12 protein-coding genes are annotated in these 15,870 nt (G+C 63.4%); 6 read left to right on the top strand and 6 right to left on the bottom strand.

The features are described 5' to 3' along the window. Positions 1-153: 153 nt before the first annotated feature. Positions 154-1,341: an acetyl-CoA C-acetyltransferase gene (locus ACH2EI_RS18050; protein ID WP_395152465.1), complete on the bottom strand. Its 1,188-nt coding sequence runs from the start codon at positions 1,339-1,341 to the stop codon at positions 154-156. Between the two features lie 195 nt (positions 1,342-1,536). Between ACH2EI_RS18050 and ccrA the strand changes: the two genes are divergently transcribed. The 3 genes from ccrA to ACH2EI_RS18035 all read left to right on the top strand — a co-directional run bounded on the left by ccrA (position 1,537) and on the right by ACH2EI_RS18035 (position 4,848). Next, positions 1,537-2,871 (top strand): crotonyl-CoA carboxylase/reductase, encoded by a 1,335-nt coding sequence (gene ccrA, locus ACH2EI_RS18045; protein WP_395152466.1) that lies wholly within the window; start codon positions 1,537-1,539, stop codon positions 2,869-2,871. Between the two features lie 88 nt (positions 2,872-2,959). Beyond that, positions 2,960-3,607: an HAD family hydrolase gene (locus ACH2EI_RS18040; protein ID WP_395152467.1), complete on the top strand. Its 648-nt coding sequence runs from the start codon at positions 2,960-2,962 to the stop codon at positions 3,605-3,607. A gap of 44 nt (positions 3,608-3,651) precedes the next feature. Further along, on the top strand, positions 3,652-4,848 hold the full coding sequence (locus ACH2EI_RS18035; RefSeq protein WP_395152468.1) for a glycosyl hydrolase family 18 protein: 1,197 nt from the start codon (positions 3,652-3,654) through the stop codon (positions 4,846-4,848). Positions 4,849-4,874: 26 nt separating this feature from the next. Here the strand turns inward: ACH2EI_RS18035 and disA are convergent, their stop codons facing one another. From disA to ACH2EI_RS18015, 4 genes are all read right to left on the bottom strand, one after another. Next, positions 4,875-5,915 carry a DNA integrity scanning diadenylate cyclase DisA gene (gene disA, locus ACH2EI_RS18030; RefSeq protein WP_395152472.1) on the bottom strand — a complete coding sequence of 347 codons (1,041 nt, stop codon included), beginning with the start codon at positions 5,913-5,915 and terminating at the stop codon, positions 4,875-4,877. Between the two features lie 123 nt (positions 5,916-6,038). Continuing rightward, entirely contained in the window at positions 6,039-7,412 is a 1,374-nt protein-coding gene (radA, locus tag ACH2EI_RS18025; RefSeq protein WP_395152469.1) for a DNA repair protein RadA, read from the bottom strand. A gap of 134 nt (positions 7,413-7,546) precedes the next feature. Next, positions 7,547-8,332 (bottom strand): hypothetical protein, encoded by a 786-nt coding sequence (locus tag ACH2EI_RS18020; RefSeq protein ID WP_395161042.1) that lies wholly within the window; start codon positions 8,330-8,332, stop codon positions 7,547-7,549. 144 nt (positions 8,333-8,476) lie between these two features. Continuing rightward, entirely contained in the window at positions 8,477-11,095 is a 2,619-nt protein-coding gene (locus ACH2EI_RS18015; RefSeq protein WP_395152471.1) for an ATP-dependent Clp protease ATP-binding subunit, read from the bottom strand. Between the two features lie 342 nt (positions 11,096-11,437). Between ACH2EI_RS18015 and ACH2EI_RS18010 the strand changes: the two genes are divergently transcribed. From ACH2EI_RS18010 to ACH2EI_RS18000, 3 genes are all read left to right on the top strand, one after another. Beyond that, positions 11,438-11,905 carry a DUF1499 domain-containing protein gene (locus tag ACH2EI_RS18010; RefSeq protein WP_395161040.1) on the top strand — a complete coding sequence of 156 codons (468 nt, stop codon included), beginning with the start codon at positions 11,438-11,440 and terminating at the stop codon, positions 11,903-11,905. Between the two features lie 74 nt (positions 11,906-11,979). Further along, positions 11,980-13,344: a Trk system potassium transporter TrkA gene (trkA, locus tag ACH2EI_RS18005; RefSeq protein WP_395156293.1), complete on the top strand. Its 1,365-nt coding sequence runs from the start codon at positions 11,980-11,982 to the stop codon at positions 13,342-13,344. Continuing rightward, entirely contained in the window at positions 13,341-14,927 is a 1,587-nt protein-coding gene (locus ACH2EI_RS18000; protein WP_395156291.1) for a TrkH family potassium uptake protein, read from the top strand. The genes trkA and ACH2EI_RS18000 overlap by 4 nt, the downstream gene beginning before the upstream one ends. 99 nt (positions 14,928-15,026) lie before the next feature. Here ACH2EI_RS18000 and ACH2EI_RS17995 read toward each other — a convergent pair. Then, on the bottom strand, positions 15,027-15,870 hold an 844-nt coding region (locus ACH2EI_RS17995; protein WP_395161038.1), incomplete at its 5' end, for a DUF559 domain-containing protein.

The following is a 15,870-nucleotide window of genomic DNA, read 5'->3' as shown; positions in this document are numbered from 1 at the left end:
GGACTGAACAACGGACTGAACAACGGACTGAACAACGGACTGGCCGAGCGACACCGCGCCGACGAGTCGGTCGTGGTCGAAAACGCCGAACGCCTCAGTCCGCTGAGGGCTGAGGCGTTCGTCAATTGCAGCGACCGAGGTCCCCGCGAGATATCAGAGGGTGCGCAGAATGGCTGCGTCACCCTGGCCGCCGCCGCCGCACAGCGAGGCAACGCCGACGCCGCCGCCACGACGCTTGAGCTCGTGGAGCAGTGTGAGCGCCAGGCGGTTGCCGCTCATGCCGATCGGGTGGCCGAGGGCGATTGCGCCGCCGTTGACGTTCACCTTGTTGGGGTCGATCCCGAGTTCGGCCGTCGACGCGATGCCCACAGCGGCGAAGGCCTCGTTCAGCTCGAAGAGGTCGAGATCGGCAATGGCGATGCCAGCCTTCTTGGCGGCGAGCATCGCGGCTCGGCTGGGCTGATGCAGGAGTGAGGCGCTGTCCGGGCCGGCGACCATGCCGTACGACACGAACTCGCCGAGCGGGCTCACGCCGCGGCGCTCGGCCTCGGCCTGACTCATCAGCACCATGGCGCTGCCGCCATCGGAGAGCTGCGATGCGTTGGCGGCTGTGATCGTGCCGTCCTTGTCGAACGCCGGGCGCATCGCGGCGAGGCTCTCGACGGTGGTTCCGGGCCGCACACCTTCGTCGTGCTCGACGAGGATCGGGTCGCCCTTGCGCTGTGGGACCCAGACCGGAACGATCTCGTCAGCGAGGCGGCCGGCCTTGATGGCTTCGGCGGCGAGTTCGTTGGAGCGGGCAGCGAACTCGTCTTGCTGCTCGCGGGTGATGCTGTCGCCCGTGTAGCGATCGGTGCCGAGTCCCATGAGGCACGCGTCGAAGGCACACCAGAGGCCGTCGGCGATGATTGCATCACGCAGTTCGGTGTTGCCGTAGCGGAAGCCGCTGCGAGCCCCGTCGGCGAGATATGGGGCGTTGCTCATCGACTCCATGCCGCCGGCGACGACGATGTCAGCTTCGCCAGTGGCGATCATTTGGTTGGCGAGGTAAATCGAGTTGAGGCCTGAGAGGCAGACCTTGTTGATGTTGACCGACGGGACGCTCATCGGGATGCCAGCCTTCGACGCAGCCTGACGGGCGGGTACTTGGCCCTGGCCGGCCATGAGCACCTGGCCCATGATGACGTGGTCGACCTCTTCGGGGGAGACGCCGGAGCGTTCGAGCGCTGCGCTGATCGCGAAACCACCGAGATCTGCGGCCGAGAACGACGCCAACGCGCCGCTCATCTTCCCGATCGGGGTGCGCGCACCAGCGACAATGACGGAGTTATTTGCAGCCATGTGTGAAGGATAGGCGCGCGCTCCGTGAGGAGAGCAAAACCGAGCACCAGCCCGCCACCAGCCCGCCACCAGCCGGGCCTGTCGCCGTTTGCTTGATTTGTTCGGGGAGAATGAGGTACCCAAGTTTTGGGCAAGGACAACAGGATTGGCGCGCGCCTTGGAACGGGCGGTTACCGATCGGTAACGTCTCGACGCATGGAGCAGTTTCTCGACGCAATTCAGTCCGGCGCCAGCAGCGACGACATCGCCAATATCCCGATTCCGGAGAGCTACCGGGCATGTTTCGTCAAGCGCGACGAAGCTGACATGTTCGAAGGCCTTGATTCGTGGGACAAAGACCCCCGCAAGTCACTCCACATCGACGAAGTGCGCACGCCTGATCTGGCCCCCGACGAGGTGTACATCGCGGTCATGGCGTCGAGCATCAACTTCAACACCGTCTGGACGTCGATTTTCGAGCCGATGCCCACCTTTGGCTTCCTCGACCGCCTCGCTCGCGAATCCGAATGGGCCAAGCGCCACCAGCGTGACGAGCACATCGTCGGCTCCGACGCGTCAGGCGTCGTGCTGCGCATCGGCTCGGCCGTCCGCAACTGGAAGCCCGGTGACAAGGTCACCGTGCAGTGCAACTACGTCGACGACCAAGATCCGTCGGCGCATAACGATTCGATGCTTGCATCGAACCAAAAGATCTGGGGCTTCGAGACCAACTTCGGTGCGCTCGCTGACCTCTCGGTGGTCAAGGCCAACCAGCTCATGCCGAAGCCAACCCACCTCTCGTGGGAAGAATCCGCGGTCAATGGGCTCTGCAGCGCCACGTCGTACCGGATGTTGGTCAGCGACAACGGCGCACGGATGAAGCAGGGGGACAGCGTCCTGATCTGGGGCGCCACGGGCGGCATTGGCGGTTACGCCGTGCAGTACGTCCTCAACGGCGGCGGTACACCGATCGGTGTCGTGTCGACACCCGAGCGTGCCGAGATCCTCAACCGAATGGGTTGCGAGGCAGTCATCGACCGCCGGGCCGCGAACTACCAGTTCTGGTCTGACGAGCACACGCAAGACGAGTCGGAATGGCGGCGGTTCGGCAAAGACATCCGCGGGCTGAACAACGGTGAAGACGTCGACATCGTGTTCGAGCACCCCGGTCGCTCCACGATGGGCGCCTCGGTCTTCGCGGCCAAGCGCGGCGGCACGATCGTCACCTGTGCCGCCACCTCGGGTTACATGGTCGAGTTCGACAACCGGCACTTCTGGATGAAGCTGAAGAAGCTCCTCTCGTCGCACTTTGCCAACTACGCCGAGTCATGGGCCGCCAACAAGCTGCTCTGCGAAGGAAAAATCCAGCCGCTCCTGACCGATACCTACACACTCGACGGAGTCGGTGAAGCATCGCTGGCCGTCCACCACAACAAGGCCGAAGGAAAACTTGGCATCCTGTGCCTCGCACCCGGTGAAGGCCTCGGCATCGATGACCCCGAGCGCCGCGAGGCCATCGGCGAAGACAAAATCACGATCTTCAGAAACTGATCGCGAAAATTCCGTTTGCGTCGAACTTCCCGTTGGGTACGACGCGGATTCTTCGACGCAAACGAAATGTGCTGGCAGACTCTCGGGCATGACGGAATTGGCCGCTGTGCTCTGGGACATGGACGGGACACTCGTCGACAGTGAGCCGTACTGGATCGAGTGCGAGCAGCGCCTCGTCGAGGAACACGGGGGCACCTGGTCGGACGCTCAGGCGAAGGATCTCATCGGATCTGACCTGTTCGTTTCGGCAGCGGTGCTGCGTGCTGCAGGCGTCGACATGGAGCCGGTGGCTCTCGTCAATCGTCTGATGGACGGCGTCATTGAGCGCGTCCAGGCTGAGTTGCCGTGGCGACCTGGGGCGCGAGAACTGCTCGCAGAGTGCAAGTCAGCCGGCATCCGCTGCGCCCTCGTGACGATGTCGTGGCGTCGTTTTGCGCAGGCCATCCTGACTGCTTGCCCCGATGGGTCGTTCGAAGTCACCATCACCGGTGACGAAGTGACCCACGGTAAGCCGCACCCCGAACCGTACGAAGCGGCGGCACGGGGGCTAGGCGTCGACCTTGGAGCGTGTGTCGCGATTGAGGACTCGCGTACTGGTGTTGCCTCAGCTCTGGCTGCCGGGTGTGCGACGCTTGGCGTCCCCCATGTCGTCCAACTCGATCCTGCTCAGAACCTCACGATTCGCGACACACTGGTCGGCGTCACCGTCAACGATCTACGCGCTCTCGTTGGCTGACAACGATTTCCCGCAGATCTGCTCGAACACTTCGATTGCATGCAATGACGCTTGACGACACGCCGACGGCAGCTGAAACACCCGCTGCTTCAGCACGTCGTCGTTCGGCGTTGGTCGCGCTCGGGGCTGTGCTCGTCGTTGTGCTCGGGGGTGCAGTCTTCGCCGCCACTCGGCCGGCGCCGCTTCCCGCGCCGAAGCCGGATATTCCGCTCGACGCCTGGGCGCCTTACTGGGCGCTCGATGACTCGCTGCCCGAGTTTGAGCAGCGTGTCGGGTCGCTTCGAGACATCTCGCCGTTCTGGTTCAACGCAACTGGCGTTGCCACGATCGAGATTGACCGAAATGCGCGTGACGAGGGCATCGAGCAGTTCATGGCCATCGCCGACAAGGCGGGGGCGAACGTCGTGCCATCGATCGTCGACGCGTTGCCTGCTGGTGAGATGGCCGCGATCTTGGCTGACCCAGCCACACGCGCTGTGCACGTCGACGCCATCGTCGAGTTCGCGGCGAGCGATGATTTCGCTGGCATCGACATCGACTACGAACAGTTCGCCTTTGCCGACGGCAGAAGCACCTGGGCAGTGACTCGCCCGAACTGGGTGGCGTTCATCACCGAACTCGGCGCAGCGCTCCGTGCCGAAGGTCGAACGCTGACGGTCAGCATTCCGCCGGTCTACGACGCAGGCCAAACTGCAGCCAGTGGCTTCTGGGTTTACGATTACGGGGCCATTGCGCCGCATGTCGATCGCATCCGCATCATGGCCTATGACTTCTCGGTGGTGAACCCGGGGCCGATCGCTCCACTCGAGTTCGTCGAGCGCTCGATCCTCGGCGCAATCGCGGCGACGGGACAGCCTGACAAACTCGTGCTCGGGCTCGCGGCATACGGACGGAACTGGCCAGTCGGCGAGTCAGGCCTCTGCCCGGCGTCGGAATTGCAGGGTCGCACAAGTGTCACGGCTCGCTCTGTCGACGAGCTGATCGCGCTGCGGGGAGCGACGCCTATCGCTGTACCCGAGACCGGCGAGTGGACCTTCGACTACGACCTCGAGGTGACCGATGGAACGACCACGTGCGTTCAGGGCCGTCGAGTCCACTACGTCGACGGGGATGGCGTCCGCCTCCGGATGGATCTGGCACGTGCGTACCAATTGAACGGCGTGTCGCTGTGGGCGCTCGGCTTCGAAGACGACGCGTTGTGGGATCAGATCCTGCCGACCGTGACCAGCGAGAACCCCTGACCGTGACCTGACTCGGAACTCTGGCTTCAGTACTGGTCGAGGATTGTCGACTCGGTGATGCGAGTGAGCGTGTCGCGAACGCTGCGCGCCATCGCCTCATCGACACCCTCTACCGACATCAGGTCGTCGAGGGTTGCTCGCTGCATTTTTGCCAAGCCACCGAAGTGGTTGGCGACGGCGTCGGCAACGTTGGAGTCGAGTCGCTTGACGCGGCGCAGGAATCGCAGGCCCTTCGGGGCGACTTCCTGGGTGAGGTCGTCGTTGTCGCCGGCGCGGCCGAGGACCTCGGCAGTCACACGCAGGTTGAGTACGTCGTCGTCCGACAGCTTGGACATGTCTGACATGGCCTGCTCGGCTGACCTGTTAGCGGGCAGGTAGTCAGCGACGACGAGGTCGAGTTCATCGTCGATCTCGTCGTACAGTTCGTCGAGCTGGAGGCGCAATAGTCGAGCGTCGATACCGAGTTCGATGATCATCGTCTCGATCTCGTCGGCGACGCGATGGACCATTTCGCCCCGCTGGACAACCGCAACCACGTCGCGCAACGTGGCAACATCTTCGACTTCGACGGCCGTCAGGTTGTTGATGCCGTCGTCGAGCTTGGTCTTGTAGCGCTCGAGAGTTTGCAGCGCCTGGTTGGCGCGCTCGAGTAAGTGGCCGACTTCTTGCAGCTGACGCTTCTCGCCACCTGCGTAGACATTGATCACGCCCATCTCTTCGCTGGCCGAGACCACGGGGACGTCGAGTGAACGGGCGACGCGCTCGGCCGTGCGGTGGCGGGTGCCGGTCTCGCTGGTCGGGACAGTGGGGTCGGGGACGAGGTGGACGTTGGCTCGTGCGATTCGCCCGCCCTCGGACGAAATGATGATTGCGCCGTCCATTTTCGCCAATTCGGACAGCCGCTGCGGGCTGTACGGGGCGTCGACGAGGAACCCGCCCGAGCAGATCGACAGAACGTCGGGTTCGTCGCTCAGGACCAGCAGCGCGCCAGCTTTTGCTCGCACGACGCGGTCGATGCCGTCGCGCAGCGGAGTGCCAGGGGAGACGCGAGCGAGAGCATTGCGCATCTTCTCGTTTGCCCCTCCGTACCGATACTCCACAAGTTCAGCTTACGCGAGATGGGGTCACATGTTTCTGTCAATTGCCGCGCGGTGAATCGGATTTGGGGGAAGCAAGTTGGCGTCAGACGATCAAGCTTCTCCGTTGAGGCCGACTGCCGCGATGGCTTCGCTGAGCGTCTTGGCGCGGATGACGCGGATGTCGCCGTCGCCGTCGGGTGAATTGGCGGGAACGACCACGCGGGAGAATCCAAGGCGCGCGGCTTCGGTGAGCCGACGAGCAGCTTGACCGACCTGACGGAGTTCGCCGCCGAGGCCCACTTCGCCGAACACCGCGACGTCAGCAGGCATCGGTTTGTTGCGAAGTGCACTGACCACTGCGAGGCAGACGCCGAGGTCGAGGCCTGGCTCGACGAGCTTCACGCCGCCCGCGGTGGACGCATAGACGTCGTTCTCACCAACGGGGAGCCGAGCGCGGCGCCCGAGTACGGCCATCAGCATCGACAGGCGTGCGCCGTCGAGGCCCAGTGCGCTCCGTCGAGATGGCACGCCTGGAACGCCCGGCGAGGTCAGTGCCTGGACCTCGACCACGATCGGGCGCTGCCCTTCCATCGTCGGGACGACGGCCGAACCCGGAATGCCGGTCCGGCGGTCGGAGAGGAACATCGTCGATGGATCAGGCACGCCGATCAGGCCGATGCCTGCCATCTCAAAGATGCCGAGTTCGTTGGTGGGGCCGAACCGGTGCTTGGAGGCTCGCAGCAGCCGGAGCGCATGATGTTTGTCGCCTTCGAATTGGAGAACAGTGTCGACAACGTGTTCGAGGACTCGGGGCCCGGCTAAGCCGCCGTCCTTCGTGACGTGCCCAACGAGCACAATGGCGATATCGCGTTCCTTGGCCACGTTGACGAGTCGCTGTGCGCAACCGCGGACCTGCCCGACACTGCCGGGCATCGAACCGAGCGAGGGGTCAAAGACGGTTTGAATGGAGTCGATGACGACCAGCTCCGGCTTGGTCTCTTCGATTGATTCGAGGATGTGTGGCAGCGATGTCTCGGCATGGAGCCAGAGTTGCGGTCGAACTGCATCGAGCCGCTCAGCGCGGAGGCGCACCTGCTGGGCGCTCTCCTCGGCGCTGACGTACAGCGTTGGCCCGTCCCACGATGCGAGGAGCTGGAGGAGGAGCGTGCTCTTGCCGATGCCGGGCTCGCCGCCGAGCAACACGACGGCACCGGGCACAATGCCTCCGCCCAACACTCTGTCGAGTTCGTCGATCTGGGTCGACCTCGGCTGGCCGGCTTCGGTGCCCACATCGCCAATGAGCATCGGGCCCGGTCGATTCGTCGGTGGCGGGGGAGCCTTGAGGGCGTCGCCGGGGCCTTCGATTTCTTCCGCGAGGGTGTTCCAGTCACCACAACTGCCGCACTGGCCCGACCACTTGGGATACGATGAACCGCACTCGCTGCACGCGTAGACAATGCGGATCTTGCCGCTCAACTTGGCCATGGGTGCCACCCTAGAGATGAGGTGTCACAGAACGCCAAGCCCCGGTTTGTGTGAGCTGAAGCGGCGTCGGTTGCTGGAATCGCTCACACAAAAAGCCTGGGTACCAGAATCGCCCGGGCAACCCGGACGGAGATTCAGTGGTGGCCGAGGTGGCGATGCTTGTAGGCGCGGGCTCGGCGGAAGCGGGCGAAGGCCACGTAGATGATGAACAGCCCCATGAACCCAACCCAGCCAATGAGAGCGACAAGCGCGGCGATTGACAGCGGGCGTGCCCAACGCTGACCTTCGCCGGGCTGCTGCGTGGTCTCGGCCTGCCATTGGAGTGCAGTCCCGTCGAGCGGGACCGCCCACTCGAGGATGCCATCTTGGTTCGGCTCGACGTTCGTTGTGTCGCTCTCCAAGACACCGGGCAGGGAGGCTCGAACCGTGACGGACATGTTCTCTGCTGGCGTCGCCCCAGCGGCGGCGATCTGCGCGGCGAACGGCTGTGATCCGATTGCGGCGACCAGGTCGGCGTCGGCGAACGCGTTGAACCCGTCGACAAGCACGAGTCGACCGCGGAGCTGGTTCGTGGTGACGTCACCGTTGAGGCCGCGACCGACTTCCATTTGGGCGAAGGGCGGGCCGAGGGACTGCAGCAGGTTGGTTGCCTCGCCCTGCGAGCGGAAGGGGTGCGTCATCTGGAGGAAGAGCCCGCCTGCTCCATCGTCTGGAGCACGCGGCCCGTCAATGGACCAGCCAGCTTCGATCACGTCGTCGAGGACGAGATCATCCGCAAGCGTTGGAATCTGATCGAGGATCTCCTGGTCGGCCACGATGGTCACCGCGATCTGGCCGGTCCCGTCGGGATCAACGACCACGTCAACGGTCACGTCGAGCTGGCACGCAGTGAGTGCGACGACGAGTGCCAGAAGTGCCATCAGCCGCCGAATCACATTCGCCAGTATGTCGGGCGGCCGCGCTGGAAGGGTGGCAAGAGCTGCCCATGGACCGAAAACGATGAACGCCCCGACGGCGAACCGACGGGGCGTTCGATTAGTAGATCGCTGAGCAGATCGCTGGGATCACTCGGCTGCTTCAGGCGGTGGCAGTTGGCCCTCGGGTGGTGCGGCCGGCTTTTCGGTCGTCGTCATTTCGAGCTCGACCGACGCTGCGGGCACGAAGCCCTCGACGGCCGTGAAGGTGAACTTCTTTTTGCCCTCTTTCTCGGGATCGTCGGCAGTGTCGACGACGATGATTTCTCCTGCCGCGAACTCTTTGTACAGGATCTTCTCGGACAGCGAGTCTTCGATGTGGCGCTGGATTGCACGACGCAGCGGGCGACCACCAAGCTGCGGGTCGTAACCCAATTCGGCGAGGAGTTCCTTGGCGGACTGCTTGACCTCGATGCCCAGACCCTGGCTCTCGAGCTGTCCGGTGAGGCGGACCAACTGCAGGTCAACCATCTGGAGCACTTCGCTCCTTGAGAGCTCGTGGAAGACAATGGTCTCGTCGATGCGGTTGAGGAACTCTGGCCGGAAGTGATTCTTCAGGCTGTCGTTGACCTTCTCCTTCATGCGCTCGTAGCTCATGGCGGAGTCGTCGGTGGTGAAGCCGAGGTTGGCCTTGCGGAGGTCCTGGGTGCCGAGGTTCGAGGTCATGATCAGCACGGTGTTGCGGAAGTCGACGCTGCGACCTTGGCTATCGGTGAGACGACCCTCTTCCAAAATTTGGAGGAGCGTGTTGAACACATCAGGGTGGGCTTTTTCGATCTCGTCGAACAGGACAACGGAGAACGGCTTGCGACGCACCGCTTCGGTGAGCTGACCGCCGTCTTCGTACCCGACATAACCGGGAGGCGAACCGACGAGACGGCTGACCGTGTGCTTCTCCATGTACTCGGACATGTCGAGGGTGATCAGCGCGTCGTCGTCACCGAACAGGAATTCAGTGAGTGTCTTGGCGAGCTCGGTTTTGCCGACGCCGGTGGGGCCGAGGAAGATGAATGACCCCGACGGACGCTTGGGGTCCTTGAGGCCGGCACGGGTACGACGGATCGACTGCGACACGGCGGCCACAGCGTTCTCCTGGCCGATGATCCGCTTGTGCAGCTCGTCTTCCATCCTCAAGAGACGCTCGGTCTCTTCTTCGGTCAGCCGGTAGACGGGGATGCCGGTCCAGAGTGCGAGCACTTCGGCCACGGCTTCTTCATCGACCTCGTCGAACAGGTCGACACCGGAGGCCTTGACCTCGGTCTCTTTTTCGGCCTTCTCTTCGAGAAGCTTCTTCTCTTCATCGCGCAGACGGCCGGCCTCTTCAAACTGCTGCTCTTCGACAGCGGTCTTCTTGGCGTCTTGTACGTCGGTCAGCTTCTGCTCGAGCTCGCGAAGATCGGGCGGTGTGGCCATGCGCTTGATGCGCAGGCGTGAACCGGCCTCGTCGATGAGGTCGATCGCCTTGTCAGGAAGGAAGCGGTCACTGATGTACCGGTCGGCGAGGTTGGCTGCAGCAACGAGGGCTTGGTCGGTGATGGTGACTCGGTGGTGCGACTCGTACTGGTCGCGGATGCCCTTGAGGATCTCGATCGTGTGCGCCAACGACGGCTCTTCGACCTTGACCGGCTGGAACCGACGCTCGAGTGCGGCATCTTTTTCGACGTGCTTGCGGTACTCGTCCGTCGTGGTGGCACCAATGGTCTGGAGTTCACCACGAGCGAGCATCGGCTTGAGGATCGACGCCGCGTCGATCGCTCCTTCGGCAGCACCGGCACCCACGAGAGTGTGAATCTCATCGATGAACAGCAAGATGTCGCCGCGCGACTTGATCTCTTTGAGGACCTTCTTCAAACGCTCTTCAAAGTCGCCGCGGTAACGCGAACCAGCGACGAGGGAGCCGAGGTCAAGTGTGTACAGCTGCTTGCCGGCAAGCGTGTCAGGGACGTCGTTGTTGACAATCTTCTGGGCGAGGCCCTCGACGATGGCGGTCTTGCCGACGCCGGGTTCACCGATGAGTACCGGGTTGTTCTTGGTGCGACGCGAGAGGATCTGCATCACGCGTTCGAGTTCCTTCGAGCGACCGATCACCGGGTCGAGTTCACCGTTGCGCGCAGCTTCGGTGAGGTTCCGGCCGAACTGATCGAGGATCTGAGAGTTGCCGCCCTTCTCATCGCCGCCTTCCTTGTTGCCTGCGCCGACACCCGATGCGGGCTGCCCGCTTTCGGAACGGCCGGAGCCAGAGCTGCTGCCACCGGTGGAACCGGCGGGCCCCTGGTAACCGGACAGCAGCTGGATGACCTGTTGGCGAACGCGGGAGAGGTCGGCGCCGAGCTTGACGAGCACCTGTGCGGCAACGCCTTCACCCTCGCGGATGAGGCCGAGCAGGATGTGCTCGGTGCCGATGTAGTTGTGGCCGAGCTGCAGGGCTTCGCGCAACGACAGTTCAAGGACTTTCTTCGCGCGCGGCGTGAAGGGGATGTGGCCTGACGGCGACGAGCCGCCTTGACCGATGATCTCTTCGACCTGGCTGCGTACGGCTTCGAGGCTGATGCCCAGCGACTCGAGTGCTTTGGCAGCGACGCCTTCACCCTCGTGGATGAGGCCGAGCAGGATGTGCTCGGTGCCGATGTAGCTGTGGTTGAGCAGCCGGGCTTCTTCCTGCGCGAGCACGACGACTCGTCGTGCTCGGTCGGTAAATCGTTCGAACATCTGCTGCCCTTTCGTTCAGGGGCCCCTCAATGAGCGCCGTCTGCGGGATGCGAAACAGCGCTCGGAACCTGTGCGGTAACTCTATCGGCGACCTGTCACGGTGCCAGGTTGAGCCCCGTGACAGGTTTTCGGCAAGTTCTGGGAATACATGAGGGCGTTGATTACGTAGCGCGCATCGCCCGTCGTTGTGAGACCTGGAAAATGCTGACGTCCTCATCTGATTCGGACACCAGCGCGAGAGATGTGACGATGAAGGGTGACGGGAGTGGGTGAGGGGAGTGGGTGAGGGGGAGTGGGTGAGGGGAGTGGGAGAGGGGCATGGAAATCAGGCATGATCGGCTTATGCGAATCGTTCTGATCATCGTTGGCCTCCTTATTACTGCGCTAGCGGTCGCGGCAATCATGATTCGTCGGCTCGACCATGATGCGGCGATCTGGCACGTCGATCCGCTCGTCGCAGCGAAGCCGAGCACGCCGAACTCGTATCGAGTCGGGCCCGATGGCACGACGGAAGCGGACGCGGCGGCCCCCACTTTCGCGCTTTCTGCCGCCGATCTGGCAGTCAAGTTCGACGCCATCGCCCGCGGCGCTGGCAGTGAGGTCGTCGGTGGCTCGGCAGCCGAAGGTCACGTCACCTACGTGCAGACCAGTCGCCTGTTCGGCTTTCCGGACTATGTCTCGGTGAAGTTCATCGAGATCGATGCAGCCAATAGCACCCTGGCGGTCTTTTCCCGATCGCGCCTCGGCAAGAGCGATCTTGGGGTCAACAAAAAGCGCGTCGAGGCGTGGCTCGGTCAGATCAATAGCTGATCAATAGCTGAGCTGAAGCAAACGATTCTGGCGAATGTTGCGCGCCGACGTCCGCGATCAGGCAGGCTGACGAGATGCATGTCGTGATCGTCGGCGCCGGCGAGGTCGGCTGGTACCTCGCACAACGGCTCGGGGCCGAGGGCCACGACGTTGTCGTCATCGAGCAGAACGAGGCGATTGCGTCGGCGATCGCTGCCCAACTCGACGTCCAGGTCGTCGTCGGTAGCGCCACATTGCCGTCCACGATGAAGGCCGCACGTATTGATCGAGCCGACCTCCTCGCTGGTGTCACGCAGAACGACGAGGTCAATCTCATTGCGTCGCTTTTGGCGAAAGAAGCGGGTGTCCCGCAGACCGTCGTCCGCATCCAGACTGAGGAACTCCGTGGTCCGGCCGGTGCACGGCTCCGCGAGATCATGCGGGCTGATGTGGTCATTGACCCCGATGCTGACACCGCCGACGAGATCATGGAACTCACCCAGGCATCGGGCGCCGACGAGGTGTACCAGATGTCCGGAGGCGACCTGCTCGTCCTTGGCTGCACGATCGGTGAGGGCGCCGCGTTGGCGGGAAGCACGCTTGCCGAGATCGGCGCATCGTTCGAGCCCGACTGGCGTTTTCTTTTCGGGGCGCTGACGCGTAACGGAGAGACCGTCATTCCTCGAGGCGATCAGCGCCTCGAGGCTGGCGACCACGTTCGAGTGCTCACCAACCGGCAGAGCCGCAACGAGATCCTCGAATTGCTCGGAGCGTCACACCAACGCGCCAAGCGCGTGATGGTGCTCGGTGGCGGAGCCGTTGGGACCCGCGTTGCCGAGCGACTCGAAGCGGCCGGGGCCGACGTCGTCCTTGTCGAACACGACCTTGAGCGCGCCCGCGTGCTGAGCGAGAAGCTGCCGCGCGTCACGGTGGTGCAAGGCAACATTGAAGACACCGACATGCTGAGCGAGGAGTCGATCACCGACAAGGACCTCGTCATCGCGGCCACGGGTGATGATGCGGCCAACGTGCTCGCGTGCGCCTTCGCGGCGACCGGTCGAAACACGTTCACGGTTGCCGTGATTCATCGGCTCAGCCTGCTGCCACTGGTGCGCCAATTCGGCATCGACGCTGCCCTGAGCCCGCGCACTGCATCGGCCAACGCTGTGCTGCGCCACGTGCGCGGCGGAACCGCATCGGTGGCGACCTTTCTCGAGAGCGACATTGAGGTCGACGAGATCGAGATCGAAGCCGACTCCCAGGCAGACGGTGCCGTGGTTGCCGAGTTGCATCTGCCGCACTCGATCGTGCTCGGTGCGGTCATCCGTCCCGGAGAAGCCGGTCGCATCGTGCGCGGCAACACCATCCTCCATGCGGGGGACAACGTCGTGGTCTTTGCTCGCCCTGATTCGCTGCCTGCGCTGCGCAAGGCGTTCACCTGTGGGACGGACCATCGGTGAGCAACTTCGAACCGCAGGGTTCGCATCGGATTCATCGGCCTGACGCCCACGCTCTGCTGAACCCGCGAGTCTCGGTTTTTGGTGAGCGCGGCGAGCGGCTGTTTACGCAGAAGCGACGAGCTTCGCTCCTACTGAACGTCGTCGGCCTCACGCTCACCGTTGTTGGGGTCGGCATCGTCGCTTCTGCCATTGTCGACGCAATCGATGGCGGTCCGGATGTCTTTGCACTCCTGCTCACCGGCATCATCACGTCGATCGTCGGGGCGGTCATGTGGCAGAGCTCTGTCGCCCCCAAGCAGATCCGCGTGCTCGACGTGTTCACCACCGTCACCATCGCGTGGGTGACCATTGCCGCTGTCGGCGCCATCCCGTACCTTGTCACGGGCCACTTCACCCGCATCGACGATGCGCTGTTCGAAGCCATGTCCGGATTTACGACCACCGGTGCAACGGTCACCCCCGACATTGAGGCCACATCAAAGGGCCTGCTCTTCTGGAGGTCGATGACGCAGTGGATGGGCGGGATGGGCGTCATCGTGCTCGTCGTCGCCGTGCTGCCGACGGTTGGATCGGGCGGCATGAGCCTGCTCGAAGCGGAAGCGCCGGGCCCCACTGGCGAGCGACTCACCCCGCGAGTCCGCGAAACAGCGCGCCGGCTCTGGGCGGTCTACGTCGGCTTCACCGTGCTGATGGCTGTTGCATACTTCGCCGCCGGGATGAGCATGTACGACGCCGTGAGTCATTCCTTCACGACGGTCTCGACCGGTGGTTTCTCTCCTTACCAGGCTTCGTTCGGGCACTTCGAATCGGCCCTACTTGAATGGATCTGTATCGTCGGCATGCTGTTGGCTGGCGGAAGTTTCACGCTGTACTGGCGTGCGTTGCGCGGCAACGTCAAGCCACTCCTGCGTTCCACCGAGTTTCACGTCTATCTCGCGTTCGTCGGCGCCATCACGGTCTGGGCGTTCGTGACCTCGGGGAACAACGGTGGTCAATCAACCGGTTTCCGCGATGCGCTGTTCACTACTGCGTCGACGGTGACCACGACCGGCTATGTGGCTACCGAATACGGCCTGTGGAGCCAGACGGCGCAATCGTTGCTGCTGATCGCATTGCCACTCGGGGCCATGGCCGGCTCGACCGCTGGTGGTATCAAGCTGCTGCGCGTAATGGCCGTAGCGAGCTTCGCCCATCGCGAGGCGCTGAAGCATCTCCACCCGAAGCTGGTTCGACCAGTCCGCGTCGGCAATGCCTCGTTGTCAGATGACGTTGCTGGCAAGGTCGTTGGGTTCTTGCTGCTGGCGCTGGTGATCTTCGGTGGCGGATCGTTCGCCATCGCCGCGACAGGCCCGGACTTGATTACCTCGTTCTCTGCGTCGGCGACCGCGCTTGGCAACGTTGGCCCTGGCCTCGGCCTCCTTGACCACACTGGCGACTTCACGGTGATTCCACCGGCGGGCCGATGGATTGCGACGTTGCAGATGCTCCTCGGCCGCCTCGAGATCTACCCCGTGATTTTGGCTCTCTCGGTCGTCACCCTCCGGATCCCCAAAAGAATCCTTCCGCGTCGCCGTGGCCGATGACCTGAATTGCTCACACAAGCGAGCGCCCCGGTTTCTGTGTGAGCGATTGCAGCGTCGTTTCCTGCAATCCCTCACACAAACCTGGGACGAGTCACCTACCTATGACGACCGGGCGAGGGCTGCAGCAAGCCGGCCGAGCACGGCGTCGGCCTCGTCAACGACATTGCGATACGTGAACTGATACACCCGGAACCCGTCGTCGACAAGAGCGTTCATCCGGGCGGCGTCGCGTGCGATTTGCTCCGTCGTGCGGTGGTATCGATGGCCCAAGACCTCGACAACGATGTCGGTCCCCGGAAATCGGAAGTCGACGCGGACGACTCGGTCGCGGGCTCGAGTGAGGACCTGTTGTGTGTCTGGCCGCGGCATCGCCGCGGCATCGACAAGTCGGAGAAATTCTCGTTCGAGCCAGCTGTGTCCGCCTCGACCGAACTCGAACGAGTTGATCGCGTCGAGCAGCTTGGGGATCCCATACCTTCCCTGTGTTGCCAGTGCGACGATCCGTCGGTGCAAGAGCCCCTCGCTGAACTTGCCGTCTCGAAGGCCTGAGTCGTACGCCGCGACGAGTCGTTCCGGAGTTTCGGTTCGTGCGAGGTCGACAACGGTCCGTGCCCCGCTCGTGACGGCCAGTTCAGCGACCCGGCTCCGATCGATGAGCGGCAGCGCAGTGGTCGTGTGGATTCGCTGACCGATCCGCCGGACGTTTCGATGTCGTTCGGTCGTGACATCGAACGGTGCACGGAGGTCGAACCCGTCAAATCCGTGGAGGGCGGCGGCTGTTGGGCCGCTCGCCCAGACATCGCCCCCGATGTCGAGGAGCAGTGCGGCAAGTCGCGCTGATGGCCCGGTTGGTGCGCCGGGCAGACGATAGGTGTGTGTGCCGGATTGTGTGAGGGTGCCGCTCTGGACTCGGCTCCGAAGCTGGTCATTCGATCCGCCTAAG

The sequence above is a fragment of the Ilumatobacter sp. genome (assembly GCF_041688325.1).
Taxonomy (GTDB): Bacteria; Actinomycetota; Acidimicrobiia; order Acidimicrobiales; family Ilumatobacteraceae; genus Ilumatobacter_A.
The sequence above is the reverse complement of the archived record's forward strand: the minus strand, read 5'-3'. Positions and strand labels throughout refer to the sequence as shown.

Coding starts and splice junctions, on each gene's coding strand:
- ACH2EI_RS18050 (WP_395152465.1), bottom strand. CDS start 1,341: ATGGCTGCAAATAACTCCGTCATTGTCGCTGGTGCGCGCACCCCGATC.
- ccrA (WP_395152466.1), top strand. CDS start 1,537: ATGGAGCAGTTTCTCGACGCAATTCAGTCCGGCGCCAGCAGCGACGAC.
- ACH2EI_RS18040 (WP_395152467.1), top strand. CDS start 2,960: ATGACGGAATTGGCCGCTGTGCTCTGGGACATGGACGGGACACTCGTC.
- ACH2EI_RS18035 (WP_395152468.1), top strand. CDS start 3,652: ATGACGCTTGACGACACGCCGACGGCAGCTGAAACACCCGCTGCTTCA.
- disA (WP_395152472.1), bottom strand. CDS start 5,915: ATGCGCAATGCTCTCGCTCGCGTCTCCCCTGGCACTCCGCTGCGCGAC.
- radA (WP_395152469.1), bottom strand. CDS start 7,412: ATGGCCAAGTTGAGCGGCAAGATCCGCATTGTCTACGCGTGCAGCGAG.
- ACH2EI_RS18020 (WP_395161042.1), bottom strand. CDS start 8,332: ATGGCACTTCTGGCACTCGTCGTCGCACTCACTGCGTGCCAGCTCGAC.
- ACH2EI_RS18015 (WP_395152471.1), bottom strand. CDS start 11,095: ATGTTCGAACGATTTACCGACCGAGCACGACGAGTCGTCGTGCTCGCG.
- ACH2EI_RS18010 (WP_395161040.1), top strand. CDS start 11,438: ATGCGAATCGTTCTGATCATCGTTGGCCTCCTTATTACTGCGCTAGCG.
- trkA (WP_395156293.1), top strand. CDS start 11,980: ATGCATGTCGTGATCGTCGGCGCCGGCGAGGTCGGCTGGTACCTCGCA.